The 14,264-nt window shown below is 65.2% G+C and carries 18 protein-coding genes and 3 pseudogenes; 12 read left to right on the forward strand and 9 right to left on the reverse strand.

Annotation, left to right across the window (positions count from 1 at the left end; translation table 11 throughout):
- Window positions 1-248 precede the first annotated feature (248 nt).
- Window positions 249-335, forward strand: a pseudogene (locus ACFVJ3_RS41845) (hypothetical protein); the annotation flags it as partial.
- 68 nt (window positions 336-403) lie between these two features.
- Here the strand turns inward: ACFVJ3_RS41845 and ACFVJ3_RS41850 are convergent.
- Together ACFVJ3_RS41850 and ACFVJ3_RS41855 are read right to left on the reverse strand one after the other, a co-directional pair.
- The gene (locus ACFVJ3_RS41850; protein WP_378457663.1) at window positions 404-607 is read right to left on the reverse strand and encodes a hypothetical protein; all 204 of its coding nucleotides are present in this window, start codon (window positions 605-607) and stop codon (window positions 404-406) included.
- A 105-nt stretch (window positions 608-712) separates the two neighbouring features.
- Window positions 713-856 (reverse strand): hypothetical protein, encoded by a 144-nt coding sequence (locus ACFVJ3_RS41855; protein ID WP_378457664.1) that lies wholly within the window; start codon window positions 854-856, stop codon window positions 713-715.
- Window position 857: 1 nt separating this feature from the next.
- Between ACFVJ3_RS41855 and ACFVJ3_RS41860 the strand changes: the two are divergent.
- Window positions 858-932, forward strand: a pseudogene (locus ACFVJ3_RS41860) (hypothetical protein); the annotation flags it as partial.
- Between the two features lie 74 nt (window positions 933-1,006).
- On the opposite strand, the gene ACFVJ3_RS41865 reads toward ACFVJ3_RS41860, so the two are convergent.
- The gene (locus ACFVJ3_RS41865; RefSeq protein WP_378457665.1) at window positions 1,007-1,225 is read right to left on the reverse strand and encodes a hypothetical protein; all 219 of its coding nucleotides are present in this window, start codon (window positions 1,223-1,225) and stop codon (window positions 1,007-1,009) included.
- 1 nt (window position 1,226) lies between these two features.
- Between ACFVJ3_RS41865 and ACFVJ3_RS41870 the strand changes: the two are divergent.
- The 5 genes and pseudogenes from ACFVJ3_RS41870 to ACFVJ3_RS41890 form a co-directional block, all read left to right on the forward strand.
- Window positions 1,227-1,895: pseudogene (locus tag ACFVJ3_RS41870) on the forward strand (hypothetical protein); the annotation flags it as partial.
- Window positions 1,896-2,341: 446 nt separating this feature from the next.
- Window positions 2,342-3,643, forward strand: coding sequence for a ribbon-helix-helix protein, CopG family (locus ACFVJ3_RS41875; RefSeq protein ID WP_378457666.1), 1,302 nt, complete (start codon window positions 2,342-2,344; stop codon window positions 3,641-3,643).
- Window positions 3,644-3,689: 46 nt separating this feature from the next.
- A complete protein-coding gene (locus ACFVJ3_RS41880; protein WP_378457667.1) occupies window positions 3,690-4,031 on the forward strand; it encodes a hypothetical protein in 342 nt (113 codons plus the stop codon).
- A 142-nt stretch (window positions 4,032-4,173) separates the two neighbouring features.
- Window positions 4,174-4,521, forward strand: coding sequence for an Lsr2 family protein (locus ACFVJ3_RS41885; protein ID WP_378457681.1), 348 nt, complete (start codon window positions 4,174-4,176; stop codon window positions 4,519-4,521).
- 16 nt (window positions 4,522-4,537) lie between these two features.
- A complete protein-coding gene (locus ACFVJ3_RS41890) occupies window positions 4,538-4,852 on the forward strand; it encodes a hypothetical protein (RefSeq protein WP_378457668.1) in 315 nt (104 codons plus the stop codon).
- Here ACFVJ3_RS41890 and ACFVJ3_RS41895 read toward each other — a convergent pair.
- Window positions 4,779-5,021 carry a flavin reductase family protein gene (locus ACFVJ3_RS41895; protein WP_378457669.1) on the reverse strand — a complete coding sequence of 81 codons (243 nt, stop codon included), beginning with the start codon at window positions 5,019-5,021 and terminating at the stop codon, window positions 4,779-4,781. The genes ACFVJ3_RS41890 and ACFVJ3_RS41895 overlap by 74 nt on opposite strands.
- Between ACFVJ3_RS41895 and ACFVJ3_RS41900 the strand changes: the two genes are divergently transcribed.
- The 4 genes from ACFVJ3_RS41900 (at window position 4,978) to ACFVJ3_RS41915 (ending at window position 8,386) form a co-directional block, all read left to right on the forward strand.
- A complete protein-coding gene (locus tag ACFVJ3_RS41900) occupies window positions 4,978-5,214 on the forward strand; it encodes a hypothetical protein (RefSeq protein ID WP_378457682.1) in 237 nt (78 codons plus the stop codon). The genes ACFVJ3_RS41895 and ACFVJ3_RS41900 overlap by 44 nt on opposite strands.
- Window positions 5,215-5,538: 324 nt before the next feature.
- Window positions 5,539-5,757, forward strand: coding sequence for a hypothetical protein (locus ACFVJ3_RS41905; RefSeq protein ID WP_378457670.1), 219 nt, complete (start codon window positions 5,539-5,541; stop codon window positions 5,755-5,757).
- 166 nt (window positions 5,758-5,923) lie between these two features.
- Complete coding sequence (locus ACFVJ3_RS41910; RefSeq protein WP_378457671.1) at window positions 5,924-7,171, forward strand: cytochrome P450; 1,248 nt, start codon at window positions 5,924-5,926, stop codon at window positions 7,169-7,171.
- 39 nt (window positions 7,172-7,210) lie between these two features.
- The gene (locus ACFVJ3_RS41915; RefSeq protein ID WP_378457672.1) at window positions 7,211-8,386 is read left to right on the forward strand and encodes a PucR family transcriptional regulator; all 1,176 of its coding nucleotides are present in this window, start codon (window positions 7,211-7,213) and stop codon (window positions 8,384-8,386) included.
- 68 nt (window positions 8,387-8,454) lie between these two features.
- Here ACFVJ3_RS41915 and ACFVJ3_RS41920 read toward each other — a convergent pair whose 3' ends face one another.
- The 4 genes from ACFVJ3_RS41920 to ACFVJ3_RS41935 form a co-directional block, all read right to left on the reverse strand.
- Window positions 8,455-9,687, reverse strand: a complete 1,233-nt coding sequence (locus tag ACFVJ3_RS41920; protein ID WP_378457673.1) for an NAD(P)/FAD-dependent oxidoreductase — start codon at window positions 9,685-9,687, stop codon at window positions 8,455-8,457.
- A gap of 5 nt (window positions 9,688-9,692) precedes the next feature.
- Complete coding sequence (locus ACFVJ3_RS41925) at window positions 9,693-10,010, reverse strand: 2Fe-2S iron-sulfur cluster-binding protein (RefSeq protein WP_378457674.1); 318 nt, start codon at window positions 10,008-10,010, stop codon at window positions 9,693-9,695.
- 48 nt (window positions 10,011-10,058) lie between these two features.
- Window positions 10,059-10,913 carry a fumarylacetoacetate hydrolase family protein gene (locus ACFVJ3_RS41930; protein ID WP_378457675.1) on the reverse strand — a complete coding sequence of 285 codons (855 nt, stop codon included), beginning with the start codon at window positions 10,911-10,913 and terminating at the stop codon, window positions 10,059-10,061.
- Window positions 10,914-11,046: 133 nt separating this feature from the next.
- Entirely contained in the window at window positions 11,047-12,537 is a 1,491-nt protein-coding gene (locus ACFVJ3_RS41935) for a polysaccharide deacetylase family protein (protein WP_378457676.1), read from the reverse strand.
- Between the two features lie 579 nt (window positions 12,538-13,116).
- Here ACFVJ3_RS41935 and ACFVJ3_RS41940 point away from each other — a divergent pair.
- Window positions 13,117-13,407 carry a MerR family transcriptional regulator gene (locus tag ACFVJ3_RS41940; RefSeq protein ID WP_378457677.1) on the forward strand — a complete coding sequence of 97 codons (291 nt, stop codon included), beginning with the start codon at window positions 13,117-13,119 and terminating at the stop codon, window positions 13,405-13,407.
- Between the two features lie 487 nt (window positions 13,408-13,894).
- Here ACFVJ3_RS41940 and ACFVJ3_RS41945 read toward each other — a convergent pair.
- The coding region (locus tag ACFVJ3_RS41945) for a hypothetical protein (RefSeq protein WP_378457678.1) at window positions 13,895-14,264 on the reverse strand (370 nt) is incomplete at its 5' end.

The following is a 14,264-nucleotide window of genomic DNA, read 5'->3' on the forward strand; positions in this document are numbered from 1 at the left end:
GCCGCAGCTGCCGAGGCAATTTCGTGATTTCGGTGGAGAAGATTCCCTGTCGGGGTGAGTCGTGCTCGTCCTGCACGAAGCTCGGTGCGATGTGATTTCGAGCTCGAAGAGGATCGTGTGTGGTCTGCCCACATCGACAATGTCTTGAAGACGTTGAATTGTTAGTTCGGTGAGCTTCCTCATTTCCGGGATGAGCCTGCCGTTACTGTGTGCGTTCGACGATTGCCCTGACGTAGAAGGAGAGCATGATGGCGGTATCACCGAGGATTTCCGAAGGTTCGGCGAAGACGACGACCAAGGATATTCGCGAGTGGGCGATCGGAGAGGGCCGCGAAGTGTCACCCCGCGGCCGGATTTCGGCCGAGATCGTGCAAGCTTTCCATGACGCTGCGGCGACGAAGGCTCAGGCAAGAACGGTGCCGGCGAAGAAGGCGGCCGCGAAGAAGTCGCCGGCGAAGACGACAGGGCCGAAGAAGGCGGCCGGAGTGAAGGCGGCTGCGGGGAAGTCGCCGGCGAAGACGGCAGGGGCGAAGTCGACGGTCGCGGAGAAGATTGTCGCCGCGAGGGTACCGGCGGTGAGTAAGGCTCCGGCGAAGTCGACGACCAAGGATATTCGAGAGTGGGCGATCGGAGAGGGTCGCGAAGTGTCTCCCCGGGGTCGGATTTCGGCCGAGATCGTGCAAGCTTTCCATGACGCTGCGGCGACGAAGGCTCAGGCAAAAGCGGCACCGGCGAAGAAGTCTCCGGCGAAGAAGACGGCTGCGAAGAAGGCGTCTGCGAGGAAGGCGTCTGCGAGGAAGTTGTCGGCGAAGACGGCTGGGGCGAAGTCGACGGCTGCGGAGAAGATTGTCGCCACGAGGGTACCGGCGGTGAGTAAGGCTCCGGCGAAGTCGATGACCAAGGATATTCGCGAGTGGGCGATCGGAGAGGGTCGCGAAGTGTCTCCCCGCGGTCGGATTTCGGCCGAGATCGTGCAGGCTTTCCATGACGCTCAGGCGACGAAGGCTCAGGCAAGAACGGTGCCGGCGAAGAAGGCGGCCGCGGAGAAGATAGTTGCGGGGAAGGCTCCGGCGAAGACCACCGGGCCGAAGAAGCCGGCTGCGAAGAAGGCGTCTGCGAGGAAGTCGCCGGCGAAGACGGCAGGGGCGAAGTCGACGGCCGCGGAGAAGATTGTCGCCACGAAGGTACCGGCGGTGAGCAAGGCTCCGGCGAAGACGACGACCAAGGATATTCGAGAGTGGGCGATCGGAGAGGGTCGCGAAGTGTCTCCCCGCGGCCGGATCTCGGCCGAGATCGAGCAAGCTTTCCATGACGCTCAGGCAACGAAGGCTCAGGCAAGAACGGTGCCGGCGAAGAAGGCGGCCGCGAAGACGGCTCCGGCGAAGAAGACGGTCGTGGAGAAGGTCGTCGAGAAGGAGGCTCCGGTGAAGGGAGCGGAGGCGGGCACGGCTCCGGCGAAGAAGACGGTCGTGGAGAAGGTTGTCGAGAAGGAGGCTCCGGCGAAAAACGCGGCAGCGGGGAAGACGGCAGCGAAGAAGACGGCAGCGGGGAAGACGGCCGGGGCGACAACGGCCGCGGAGACGACGGCCGGGGCGACGACGGCCGCGGAGAAGGTTGTCGAGAAGGAGGCTCCGGCGAAGAACACGGCAGCGAAGAAGACGGCCGGGGCGACAACGGCCGCGGAGAAGGTTGTCGAGAAGGAGGCTTCGGTGAAGGAAGCGGCGGCGGATACGGCTCCGGCGAAGAAGACGGCCAAGGAGATTCGAGAGTGGGCGATCAAGGAGGGCCGTGAAGTGTCCTTCCGCGGTCGGATTTCGGCCGCAATCGTGCGTGCCTTCCATGACGCTGCGGCAAAGTTGCCGGCTGTGGGCGAACGGAGTGGTGTCCGCTCTTGAGCGTGACACACCGACTCCGGGTTGCCGGGTTTTCTCAATCCGACGGATGTTCAGTGGACGGACCTTGCCTGTCTTTTCGAAGCCAGGCTCACCGAAGATGAGCGCGCCGGTGTCACAGTCATGAACGCGGGCGTACGGTCGGTGCGACTGGTGCGGGAGGTTGCGTTCACGAGCGCTGGTCGACGGTGTGCACCGAGGTTCCGGGCCGGCACTGCCTCTGAATGCTCCCGCTCGCGGTGGCCGGCCGCCGGGGGTCCCGGCACGGCCTCCTCCGAGGGCTTCTAACATTGCAATGTATCGCTGTATTGTCTCCGTACATGGCGCCACTGCTTTTCGCAGCAAACGGCTCGCCGGGGCGCAGTGACCGATTGTGGTGGCGGTGGGTGCCGTGGGGTGCCGTGGGGTGCGAATCGAGGTCCCCGGACGTACCGGAACAATGGCCGGTGATGAGCGAGACGAACATGGGCCGCGTCCCGGTGGGGGATCCGATCCCGCTGCGGTTCGACCCGACAACCAGGCAACGCCTCGAGGAGTTGGCCGCCGGCATCGGCCCGCGCCGATTCGGGGCGCTGGTGCGGGTGGCCGCACGACGACTTCTCGCCGACCCCGACCGGGTGTCGCAGGCACTGGACCAGGCCCGCCGGGCCTCCGCCGACGCTCGCCGCATCACCTGGGTGGAGCGACCTCTCGACCTGGACCCCGAAGCCAGCGCTCGCCTCAACCAGCTCGCTCGCGAGTTCCACACCGACCGCAGCGCGATCGTCCGGGTTGCTCTGCACCGCTTCCTGACCGCGGCGGGCCGATTTCGGCACCCGGTGCTCCGTGAAGACGCCCGCACCGATCTGACCTGCCGCACCCGCGTGTACCTCAACCGCTCCATGCTGGTCCGGCTCGACCGGCTGATCGCCCGCAATGGCGACGCCCTTACCGCCGCAGCGATCCGGGTCGCGGTCCGCCGACTCCTCGACGACCCGGGAGACCTCGCCGCCGACCTAGCCACGATCGGCGCGGTCCGTGACCTGACCCCGGAGACCCTCGGTCCGCGCACGAATGTGCACTTCGACGACGACCTGCGCGACCAGCTCGACGCCCTCGCCGTACGGCTCGACTCCGACCGCGCCGAACTCATGCGTCTGGCCGCCCGCCAGCTCCTGGCGAACCCGCGCGACCTCGATCAGGCGGTGACCGAGGAGATCTACCGCGGGGACGCGAACCGGGCCCTGCTCCTCGCCCGGAACACCCGCCGCCGGCAGACCGCTGACCAGGCCACCGCCGGGCCCCCGGTCCGCAAGGCGCCGAGCCCGCAAGGGAACCCGTTCGGGAAACGGCACGTCTTCCGGTTCGATGAGGACACCAAACGCCGCCTGGAGGAGCTGGCGGACGAGTACGGTCCCCGCCGGCTGTCCGCGCTGCTCCGGGTTGGGATTCGCAGACTCATCGAGAACCCGGCGGCCGATGAGGCCCTGGCGCAGGCACGCCGCGTCGCCGCCCCGCCGCGCACAGCCCGGGTCGACGTCGCGCTCGACGACGAACTCCTCGCGCACCTCGACGCCCTCGCCGAACGGCTCGGCTCGAACCGTCAGGAGGTGGTGCATCTGGCGGCCACACGCATCCTCCGCTTCCATCACAACATCGAGAACCGGATGCTCGACGAGATGTTCCGCGCCCCAACCAGCCGGAAGCACCTGCTGGCCAAGCATGCCCGCCGTAAGCGGATTCGTTGGATGGACCGCGGCAGCGGCACCTGACCTGCGAGAATGGGCGGTGGGTCGGGCCCGAATCACCGGGGGACCCATGTCTCGGTTTCTGCGCCTCGCCGTCGTCGCGTCCACCGCGGCCGCCGCGGCCGCCGCCCTGTCCCTGACCGCGGCGCACGCACACGCCACCCCAGCTCCGAGTGGGTGCGACATACAGTTCTTCGCGGTCGGTGCCATGTCGACCTGTGCACCCGGATCGGTGAATACCCACCAATTGGAACTGGTGTGCTACCCGTTTACCAATCTTATTTATCCCGTCAACACCATCACCGTGTGGGGGCCGGAGGTCCCCACCTTCTTGCCCTCCATCGCACTGTGTCCGCCGCCCATCTACTTCGCGCTCGGCCCCCTGAGGGACACCCGGGTGCACACCCGATAGGACCCCCGGCTGCTCCTGCGCCGCACAAACGGCAAGTGACCTGCGGAAATGACACGTCCCCGGGGTCGGTGCCCCTGATCGGCTGCGGCCGCCAGTAGGGTTCTGCCTGCTGTATCGAGAAGACGTGAGAGATTGGGGAACTGTGGCGCGCAAGGTAGTTGTCGAACTGGTCGACGACATCGACGGAGCCGTCTTCGGCGAGGACGGGGAGAGCTTCACCTTTTCCGTCAACGGGGGGGACTACGAAATTGATTTGAAAGACAAGCACGCCAGCAAGTTTCACAAGCAGATCGGATTCTTCATCGAGCACGCCACCCGGGTCGGTGGCCGCAAACGACGTTCCGATCGTTTCGCGGTCTCGGACGCCCCGGTGCGGCGGCGCGGGAACGGCAAGGAGATCCGCGCCTGGGCGGCCGAACAGGGCTACGAAATCTCCTCGCGCGGGCGCATTCCCGCCGAGGTGGAGCAGGCGTTCCAGGACGCCCACTGAACGCGAAGGAGCGTTGATGCGATCGCTTCGTAATCCCTGGTACCGGGCCTCGGTGCGTCGAGCGGCGAGCGAGCATTGGCTGACCACCGGCAGCCGGGGGTTACGTGGCATGACCGGTGAGCCGGTGGAACTCAGCGACACCGAGGCGGCTACCGTCCTCGCTGCCTTGGTCGAAACCACCGGTGGTCGGTGGCCGGCGCACACCGCGAGTATCGCCCGCACGCTCCGCCGGCGCTCTTGCCGCTACTCCCGCGGTCTCAGCGGCGGCGTGAGCGGCCGACGAAACCGACCGCAGTCCGGGCCCGGCTATTGGCACAGGGAAGCTCTCTAGTCAGGCGTTCTCGCAACCTCCGGGCGATCGCTTCCTGACGTGCTCCGAGGATGGAGACCGCGAATCGCCCACCGTTGTCGACGGCATCGGTGGTGTGAGACCCGTGCGTCAGCGACACCAGAAGGATGGCGGGGTCGAGACTGATCGACGCCATCGAGCTGATGGTCATTCCGCACGCATCGCCGTCTAGATCGGCGGCGGCAACGACGCAGACCGCGAACGTTCTTCCCGACCTCCAGCATCCGGACGCCGAGATCCTCGGCCTGCTCGCCCGGTACATGGAGTCGCGTCCTGGCGTTGGCCTGATCGGTCCCGTCTGGCGCGCAGCGATGTCGGTACGCCGTCGTGGAGACGTCGTATGACCTGGGCGCGCCTGAAAGGTGCGCGTTGGACGAAGCTGGCCGGTCCGGCAACTGTGCGCGGTGTGCGTCTGGGTGTACCGGCACCGGCGGTTTCGCACTGACGCGCACGTCATCACCGGGGAGCCGGTAACCGTACGGGCGGTGAATTCGGCACACCTACAGCGGTGCTCTCGACTTCGGTCGGAGCGGACACCGCATTGATCGTCCCGCTGCGGCCTGGCCGCAAGAACCTGCTCCCCGACGCATCGTGGGGCAAGATGACGGTCAACTTTACCGACCTGACCCCGCAGGACCAAGACGCCGCCCGCCTCGGGGTGATGCGCCGTGCGCCGGCTCCGCGGCCGCGGGTTCACCGAGATTATGTTCGGTGACGACGCCGCGCCCTACGCGGTGCTGCGCCGTCTGCCCGCCGACGAGTGGTCACGGGTTTTCGACGACTGGATCCGACTGACTCCGTGGCGCCGTGCGGACCCCTGGTGGGAGGGCAGCCTGCGCGCATCCGATGAGTGGAGGGGATGGGCGTCGGCCGGGAGGGGACGGTGACCCTCTGGCGGAGGCTTGGGCGGCGATCGTGCCGGCGCACACTGACAGCTGTGGAAACCGCAACTTCGGAGGCCGCAATTCCTCCATTTCGTCAAAGAAATTGGGTGTTTGCGCAGGTAGCGTGTGACGGCAATCCCATTTCGACCATCTTTTCGACAGTTTCGCAGTGAAGGGAATTACCGTGACGAACGCCGCCGAGGAGCCGATCGTGACTCTCGATATCTCTGACCCCATTTTCCTGGCGGATCGATTCAGGACGTACCGAGAGATCCAAGCGTCCAATCCGGTTGCTCGGACTCTCGTCAACGATCAGTCCTCGTGGCTTCTCACCCGCTACCGGGATGTGGAGCGCATTCTCAAGGATCCGATGTGCGTCGTCGAACCGGTTCCGGGACAGATTCCTGCACATGTCGGTGACGGTCCGGCAGCGCAGTTCTACCGGCTGTCATTGCCGAATATGGATCCCCCGCAGCACACCCGGCTTCGCAGGTTGGCAGGTCCGGCCTTTGCGCCCCGCGCGATCGCGTCCATGCGGGGATGGGTCGAGGAGATCATCTCGGCCGGGATCGACCGACTCGCCGAATTCGATTCGGAAGTCGACTTCGTCAGCGAGTTCGCGACACGGGTCCCGGCGCAGATCGCGTGCCGGTTGCTGCACGCTCCCGCGGAGGACGCGGCCACGGTGCTGCAAAGAATGCCGGCGCTCAATGCGGTCCTCAGCCAGAGCGAAATCACCTCGCAGCAACTCGCCGAGGCTGACGAGGTTGCGCAGTTCTATTTCGACTACATCGGCGGCATCGTCGACGGAAATCGTGGTCGACTCAGCGCGGACGACCCGGTCGGCGCGTTGCTGGCCGCCGAGGAAGCGGGGGACAAGCTTTCCCGTGAGGAGTTGGTCGTTACCTTGGTGGGGTTCTTCGTCGCCAGCTACCACACGACGATGGTGGCGATGACCAACACGGTCGCCGCACTCCTCGCGAACCGTGACCAGTACGTTGCCTTGCAGAAGGACCCCTCGTTGGCGGGCAACGCCTGGGAGGAATCGCTGCGCTACGACGCGCCCGTGCACTTCATCTGGCGTTATGCGCCGCCCGGACTCGAGATCGCCGGCAAGCAGATCGACGCGGGGTCCCACCTGCTGCTCGGCCTGGCGGCCGCGAACCGCGATCCCGAGAAGTTCGACAACCCGGACTCGTTCGATTTGACCCGTGCCCGGATCCGTCACCTGGCCTTCACCGCGGGGGGCCACTTCTGCCTTGGAGCCCCGCTATCTCGGATCGAAGGGGAAATCCTCCTGCGTCTACTTCCAGAGAAGCTCCCGAATATTGAACTGCGCGAGAAGAACCCGCCTCGCATACCGGATCTGACCTTCCCCGCGGTCACCCAGTTGAGGGTCTCGCCGCACGGGCGTTGAGTCAGTGACCGTTCCGTCCGCCGCTGCGATAATCGTGCGATGAGCAGTGAAATTCGACCTTCGGAGGTGCCGGTGCTGCTCGACGACGACGAGGTCGAGCAGCTTGCGGCCGATCTGACCGCGCGGATCCGGGCAGCGATCCCCTCCTACAGCAGCCTGCCGTACGACGAGCACGAGCGGACCGTGCACGAGCACCTGAGTTTGCAGCTTCGCAATGTGGCCTCCGGGGAGTCACCGCCGCCGAGAGTGCTGCGGCTGACCAGCGCCGCCGCCCGAAGGCGAGCGCACTACGGGATGCCGGTCTACGACGTCCTCGGCGCCTTCGGCGTCGTCAGCGCAGGGCTGTGGGACGCTTTGCGCCAGAAGCACACTGCTAACGAGTCGTTGCTCGTCGGGCTGGTCAGTCTGCTCGGGGAATGGAACCAGGCGATGAGCCAGGCCGTGGTGGACGCGTATGTGAACGAGAGCGGGAGTCGGATCGACCGGGAACGCGAACTCCGCGACCGGCTCTTTGCGATCTTGGCGGGCTCCGAATCCCGGCATGCCCTCGAAGACGTTCTCAGCCAGCTCGCCTTCGACTTGCGTTTCCCCTTCACGGTGCTGTGCTGGCGCCGGGAGCCGTGGTCCCTCGAAGACATGGAACTTCTGCAGCGGTCCGGCCGACGGTGGTCGGGGGTGTGCCACGTCGGGATCGTCGGTGATCAGACAGTTCTCGTCGTTCAAGATGTCGACCTGGACGAGCTGACGACCCGTGTGCTCGAGGTGATCGGCACTAACGGCGCAGTCGGCATTGGGCTGGCCCGCGTGGGCGCCGACGGTGTCATCGCGAGCCTGGCGGAGGCCGAAGCCGCTCACAGATTCGCCCTACTGCAGCAACTGCCCTCCGCGGCATTCGCGGACCACTGGCTCGAATGCGCGCTGTGGGCCTCGAGAAAGATGATCGCACCGATGCTGCAGCGGCCGATGACATGCGCCGAACAATCACCTGATCTCGCCGCGGCGGTGTATACCTTTGCGAACTCGGGCTTCTCCCTCTCCGGCGCGGCCAAAGGCCTGCACCTGCATCCCAACTCCGTCGCGTACCGGTTGAATCGTTGGCAGGAGCTCACCGGGCTCGACCCGCGCCGCTTCTCTGACCTCGTGCTGTCCCTGGTGGCTATCGCGTATGCGCAGGGTGACGGTGCACCGGACCTGAACGACCACCCGCCCCGGTAGCGATTAACACACCGAGTGACCACCCGGTGGCGCCCGGACACCTCCCCGGGTGTCACACGGATCTGCGACTACGCCGCCGCCTGCACGAAGGTCTTGAGGTCGAATCCGCCCTGTTGAGCGGCCTCGGGACTGAGGCAGGCATGGCCGGCCAGTAGCCGCCGTGCACTCATGTGGTCCACGGGTCGATTGATCGACTCGACACAGATCAGGCGGCCGTTCCGGAAGAGAAGTATCGAGAAGGTCGACGATTCGGGGTCACCCAGCGGGACGGCAACGTCGTAGCCGGTCGATAGTCCAGCGATCTGCAGCTTGGTGCCGAACTGCTCACTCCAGAACCACGGAACCGCCCCGAACGGGTCCGTCGACCCCATGATGCGTTCGGCGACGCTTCGTGCCTGGTCAACGGCATTTTGAACGGATTCGAGGCGCACCATCATCCGGCCCAGTGCCCCGGCAGGAAAGCGTGCGCAGTCGCCGATGGCGAAGACCGCCGGGTCGCTGGTCTGGAGGAATTGATCCACGAGAATGCCGTCGGCGACCGCAAGTCCCGCTCGCTCCGCGAGCTCACTGTTCGGTTCGACTCCAACGCCGATCACCACCAAGTCGGCCTCCACTGTTGTCCCGTCTCTCAGCTCGATGTAATCGACGGAGGTGTCCCCGTGGAAGGCCACGCACTGCTGGCGTAGGTACATCCGGGTCCCGTGGTCGTTATGCAGACGTGCGAAGTGTTGTGAGCTGTGGACGGACAAAGCGCGGGCAAGTGGCCGATCCCGTGGGTCGATCACCGCGGTTTGTTTTCCTAATTTCGCTGCAGCCGAGAGGATTTCCATACCGATGAAGCCAGCTCCCACAGAGGCGACGCTCGATGCGGAGTCGAGGGCTGAGCGAAGCCGTTCCGCATCTGCCTGAGTGCGCAATTGGTGTACACCGGGCAGGTCGGCACCGGGCAGTCGCAGCACACGATTGCGGGCCCCCAAAGCCAAGACGAGGTGGTCGTAGGCGAGCTGGTCACCGGTCCCTAGCGTCACAACCCGTCGACCGCGGTCGATATGCACGGCCGTGCCGTGCCTCAACTCGATATTGCGCTTCTCATAGAACGTGCTTGGGCGAAGAGCGATCTCGCTGGCACCCCCGCCGGAGAACAGAAACGCCTTCGACAGTGGCGGCCGGTAGTACGGCAGGCAGGGCTCGTCACCGAGAAGAATGATCCGGCCGCCGAAATTCAAGTCGCGCAGGGAGACCGCGGCCTGGAAACCGGCCTGTCCGGATCCGAGGATGAGCACTGTCGGTTGTGGGGTCATCTTCGCTATTGCTCCTTGGGAAGCCGGACGACCAGCCCGGTCACCGCGTCGTCGAGAACGATCTGACAACCGAGTCGACTGTTGATCTGACGGGGCGAGGCGGTGCATTGCAGCATCTCGTCCTCGTCGGGTTCCATCGCCGGCAGTTCCGCGGCGCCCTGCTCTACGTAGACGTGACACGTCGCGCACATCGCGTTCCCCCCGCATTCGCCGACGATCCCGTCGATGTCCGCCTCGATCGCGACCTGCATGACCGTCTGCCCCGGTCGGCCGTCGACGTCGCTCTGCGCATCGTCGGCGGCGACGTAGGTTATGTGCACCATGAGTGGCTCCTCTGCTGTTGGTCGAACGGGTGCTTCACCGCGCGGACGTCAGATCTGCTCGTCTTGGATCACGAAGGACATCTCCCCGAGCCCGGAGATCGAGGCCAGCACCTCGTCGCCACTGCACAGATAGCTCGGCGGCTCGAGTTGGAAGCCGCACCCGGCGGGAGTGCCCGTCAGGATCAGGTCGCCGGGTTCGAGCGCCATACTGGCACTGACCGAGGCGATCAGGTCGGCGATCGACACCAGCATCCGGCCCGCTGTGTCGTCCTGCCGCACGGTGCCGTTGACGCGAAGCTGCAGTCGCAACTCGTCCGGTGTGGGCACCTCATCGGAGGTGACGAGCCACGGGCCGGTCGGGCAGAAGGTGGGAAATCCTTTGCCACGTGCGATTTGAAGCTGCAGCGGATTGTCGAGCCCAGCGCCTAATGCAACATCGCGGGCTGTGATGTCGTTGGCGACGACATAGCCCATCACATGATCCATTGCCTTGAGCGGCGAGATACGGCGGCCGGCACGACCGATCACGACGGCGAGCTCGACCTCATAGTCCAGCATGGACGTCTCGGGCGGCTTGATAACCGGGTCGTTGGGTCCGGACACGCTGTCCGACGGCTTGATGAAGACGACCGGCTCGGCCGCGGTGGCCGCCGATCCGAGCAGTTCATGGGTGTGCTGGGGATAGTTGAACCCAATGGCGATGACCTTGCCGGGCCGCGCGATAGGTGCGCCGATCCGCACCTCGGACGCCGCGAACGAAGTCGGTGCGCACGCGATCTGCGACTCGATAACAGGTCGGACGGTGTCCCACAGGGCGATCACGTCTCTCATGTCCTGCGAGCGCAGGCCTGTACGGGCGAGAATCGGCCCCAACGGAACGATGGTGCTGTCATCGACCAGCACACCAGGTTGCTCGGACCCTGCGGGACCGAAATTCACAAGTCGCATGCGGTTATTCCTTGTCGAAGAGCCGAATCCGGGCACTGCGCACGGGCCACGGACAAGCGCCATGCTGACGCGGTGTCGGCGTGCATGGTCACCATGCGGGCGGCTCGTCCTGATGGGTGATGGCGGGAAAGTCGTCGGGATGGCCAGACATCCAACCGGCTACCTCGTCCGGGGATGCGAGCCATACCTGCCGATCGCGGGCGAGGTTGTCGATCAGCTCGCCGATGACCGCGACGCGCTCGGGCCGATCGGTCCACGGGACATGGAAGACAAAGGACGTGCACGCACCCCTAGCGACCGTCTGGTCGACATGCGCGAGATGAGCTTCGAGAAGCCCACGGGGGCCCACCGGATCACGTCCGGGAGGAACCCGGAGCGGTGCGAACTGTTCGAAGTAGTAGCACCCGTCGACGTTCGGCCAGGCGAACGGCAGCATTGCCACCCCGTCGACGAGCCCGTAGCGGCTGCCCGCGAAGGATAGGTGCTCGAAGCCGGCATCTCGGTACAAGCCGAGCGGGTGCCCGCCGAGGAGGCCGCCGGGTGGTCGGGCGCCGGATACGCGCAGACCGAGCGCATCGAATGCGGCTAACGTCCGTTTCATCGTGGCTTCGGCGTCCTTCGTCGAAACCGTGTACATCGGTTCGTTCCACCATCCGTGCCAGCCGAGTGTGTGTCCGGCGGAAACGATGGAACGTAGGGCGTCTGGGTATAATTCGCAGTTCAGGGCCTCGACGTAGAAGGTTGTTGTGATGTCGCGGTCCTGCAGCAACGCGAGCACGCGGGGTAGGTCCCGGGAGACACTCGGGTGTTTCCCACGGGGTTCATCGAGGGGTAAAAGTCCTGCCTGAAGCTCGGCGGCCTCGCCCAAATGGTCGAATGTCACGCATACCGCGGCTTGCCGCTGGTCTGGTCCCCACAGCCCACAACTACCACTCACTGTTCTCTCCTCCGGGTGCGGTCCGGGACTGCTCGGCCGAGTGGACCAGACACTGTGTCTTTCGTCGGTTCGGTGTGTCCGAGCAGGCGTGAGACCAACCAATTGATTGCATTTACCGTAGGGCGGCACACCAATGAAGTCTTCGTGACAACCACAGAATCTCGGCGCCGTCTGTGTGCGAATCGGCAAAAGGTAGGTATCGCACGGCGCGCCGGACTGATCGACTCTGGGAGGGCCGTGTTTGTTGCTCGAATCGGAGGTAGCGGAATTCGCACTCGGATCGGGTTCCTCGTGTTCCTGACCGGTGTCGAGATGCACGCGATCGTCCTGACTGTCCTCACCTGGATGCAGTAGCGGGCTTGATTTCGGGGTGCTTCTCTGAGTCGGTTTACGGACGCAATCTGCGTGTTGTGCAGCATTTTTCGGATTGTTGCGGAGGGGGTATGCGTCGAGGTGTGAGGGCTCGGCATCGTGACGGGATGCTCGATGGTGCTTCTCCTGCGGCCCGGGAGCTGATGCTGGGGCTGCTCGATGGTCCGCCGGGCGGGGGTTATGTCGATGGTGGAGCAATCGAGGAAGAGGGCCGGACGCCACCGCCGGTCGCCGAGGTGTCACGTTCCGGTGATTCACCCGCGCCGACATCCGCAGAGATCCACCAGTCACTCTTCAGCGACGAATGAGCGAACGCTGCACCCACGGAAAACAGGACGCGAGCGGGGTATCCGGCGGGGAGTCTACCGGCCGATTTGCCGCCAGTCATCGATCAACGAGAGCTGATTCGTCGAGGGACCGCCCGGCGACATCGACGGAAACGCCCCTGGCGCGGATAAAATCCCTGGTCAACTGCCTCTAGAATTTCTATAGTGGTGAGTGTAGACATTGGAGTGTCGTTGTTGTAGAGTTTCTCTCGTCGCAAGGAAAGAGTTCACGAGGTGCGGGAGAGGATGAACTGCCCGCAGAGAAGTACCGCAAGACGGATGTGCCGGGCAAGGGTTGATGTGAGTGTGTAAGGCCCCGGCACGTCCGGCGGCGGCCGGGCAGCAAGAAGAGCCTGGCAGTCGGTAAAAGTGCAGTGAATAAGGAAGTGAAACCCGCTCCGGCCCCCGGTGCCTCACGGCGCCGGGGGCCCTGTCCGTTGAAAGGTGTCACCCCATTCCGGAAGATTCGCCCGATCACAACCCGGCCGGGAAGTTCGACGACGAGGACTATCCGGCCTACAGCATGGGTCACGCCGCCGAGATCCTCGGCGTGACACAAGCATTCCTGCGCAGCCTCGACGCCGCGAAGCTGCTCACCCCCGGACGCTCCGAGGGTGGCCACCGCCGCTACTCCCGATACCAGCTGCGTCTGGCCGCCCGAGCCCGCGAACTGATCGACCAGGGCACCGCACTCGATTCCGCGTGCCGCATCATCATCCTCGAAGACCAACTCGCCGAGGCCCGACGCATCAACACCGAACTCCTGCACCCTCACCGCCCCACATCGGACGGGCCCGGCCCCGCATCCGGCTGAAACACCGCCGCCTGTTGCCGAACGGGAGATGAAGATGTCCAAGGACCAACCCGCGGGAACGTTCGACAACACGGCTGTCGCATGCGGTCCCCGATGGTGCTTCAGATTCGCTCGTACCGCAGACTCCGGCCGAGTCCGCTACGCCGGCCGCGGGCGCTGCGAAGCTCCCGCAGTTCTCCGCGCGGGTGGACCCCGAACTGCTGCGGCAGGTGAAAATCGAAGTAGCCACCCGCGGAACGACGTTGCAGGCAGCGACGGCCGAAGCATTCCGGCTGCGGCTGTCCTCCAAGTAGGCGTATCCGAGCACGAGACACATCCAAGGTGAGTGCGAGTCGTCTCTCGTCTCTTTCGGGAACATCACCACCACACGGGAATTCGTGATACCCGGTCACTGCAAGGTGGTCGACCGAGGCCGTCAACAAACGCGGCACCACCGAGCCAGCAGGCAAACGCTGGGTGGTGACTTCTTCCCGCAGTGCCGGCCGGGTCACAGGTTCCAGAGTCGGAGCAGCGCGGCACGCAGGCCGGCGGAGATGACCCGGTGATCGGTGACCAGCCGGGGATTGGGGTGCCCGAGGTCGGCGAGCTGCTGCCCGGCGTCCGCAACTGACAGTGGCTGCAGGTCCGCTCGGATGCGCAGGAGATGGCCGAACGCTCTGTGGGTGTGCGGGATCGCGATAGCGTCGGAGTCCACGACCGCCGGCGGGTAGATCCATTCGTTGTCGTCGGTGACGAAGATGAGGACATCGCCACGGTTGAGGCGAGTCGGGTGGCCGTCTTCTTCGACTTCCTCAAGGAACGGGTCGGCTCGGCTCGCAAGTACGCGCCAGCGGCCCGGGATTATGCGCTGTTCCGGA

This window comes from Rhodococcus sp. NPDC127593, assembly GCF_042671975.1.
Taxonomy (GTDB): Bacteria; Actinomycetota; Actinomycetes; order Mycobacteriales; family Mycobacteriaceae; genus Rhodococcus_F.

Coding starts and splice junctions, on each gene's coding strand:
- ACFVJ3_RS41875 (WP_378457666.1), top strand. CDS start 2,342: ATGAGCGAGACGAACATGGGCCGCGTCCCGGTGGGGGATCCGATCCCG.
- ACFVJ3_RS41880 (WP_378457667.1), top strand. CDS start 3,690: ATGTCTCGGTTTCTGCGCCTCGCCGTCGTCGCGTCCACCGCGGCCGCC.
- ACFVJ3_RS41890 (WP_378457668.1), top strand. CDS start 4,538: ATGCGATCGCTTCGTAATCCCTGGTACCGGGCCTCGGTGCGTCGAGCG.
- ACFVJ3_RS41900 (WP_378457682.1), top strand. CDS start 4,978: ATGGCGGGGTCGAGACTGATCGACGCCATCGAGCTGATGGTCATTCCG.
- ACFVJ3_RS41895 (WP_378457669.1), bottom strand. CDS start 5,021: ATGACCATCAGCTCGATGGCGTCGATCAGTCTCGACCCCGCCATCCTT.
- ACFVJ3_RS41915 (WP_378457672.1), top strand. CDS start 7,211: ATGAGCAGTGAAATTCGACCTTCGGAGGTGCCGGTGCTGCTCGACGAC.
- ACFVJ3_RS41920 (WP_378457673.1), bottom strand. CDS start 9,687: ATGACCCCACAACCGACAGTGCTCATCCTCGGATCCGGACAGGCCGGT.
- ACFVJ3_RS41925 (WP_378457674.1), bottom strand. CDS start 10,010: ATGGTGCACATAACCTACGTCGCCGCCGACGATGCGCAGAGCGACGTC.
- ACFVJ3_RS41935 (WP_378457676.1), bottom strand. CDS start 12,537: ATGTCGGCGCGGGTGAATCACCGGAACGTGACACCTCGGCGACCGGCG.
- ACFVJ3_RS41940 (WP_378457677.1), top strand. CDS start 13,117: ATGGGTCACGCCGCCGAGATCCTCGGCGTGACACAAGCATTCCTGCGC.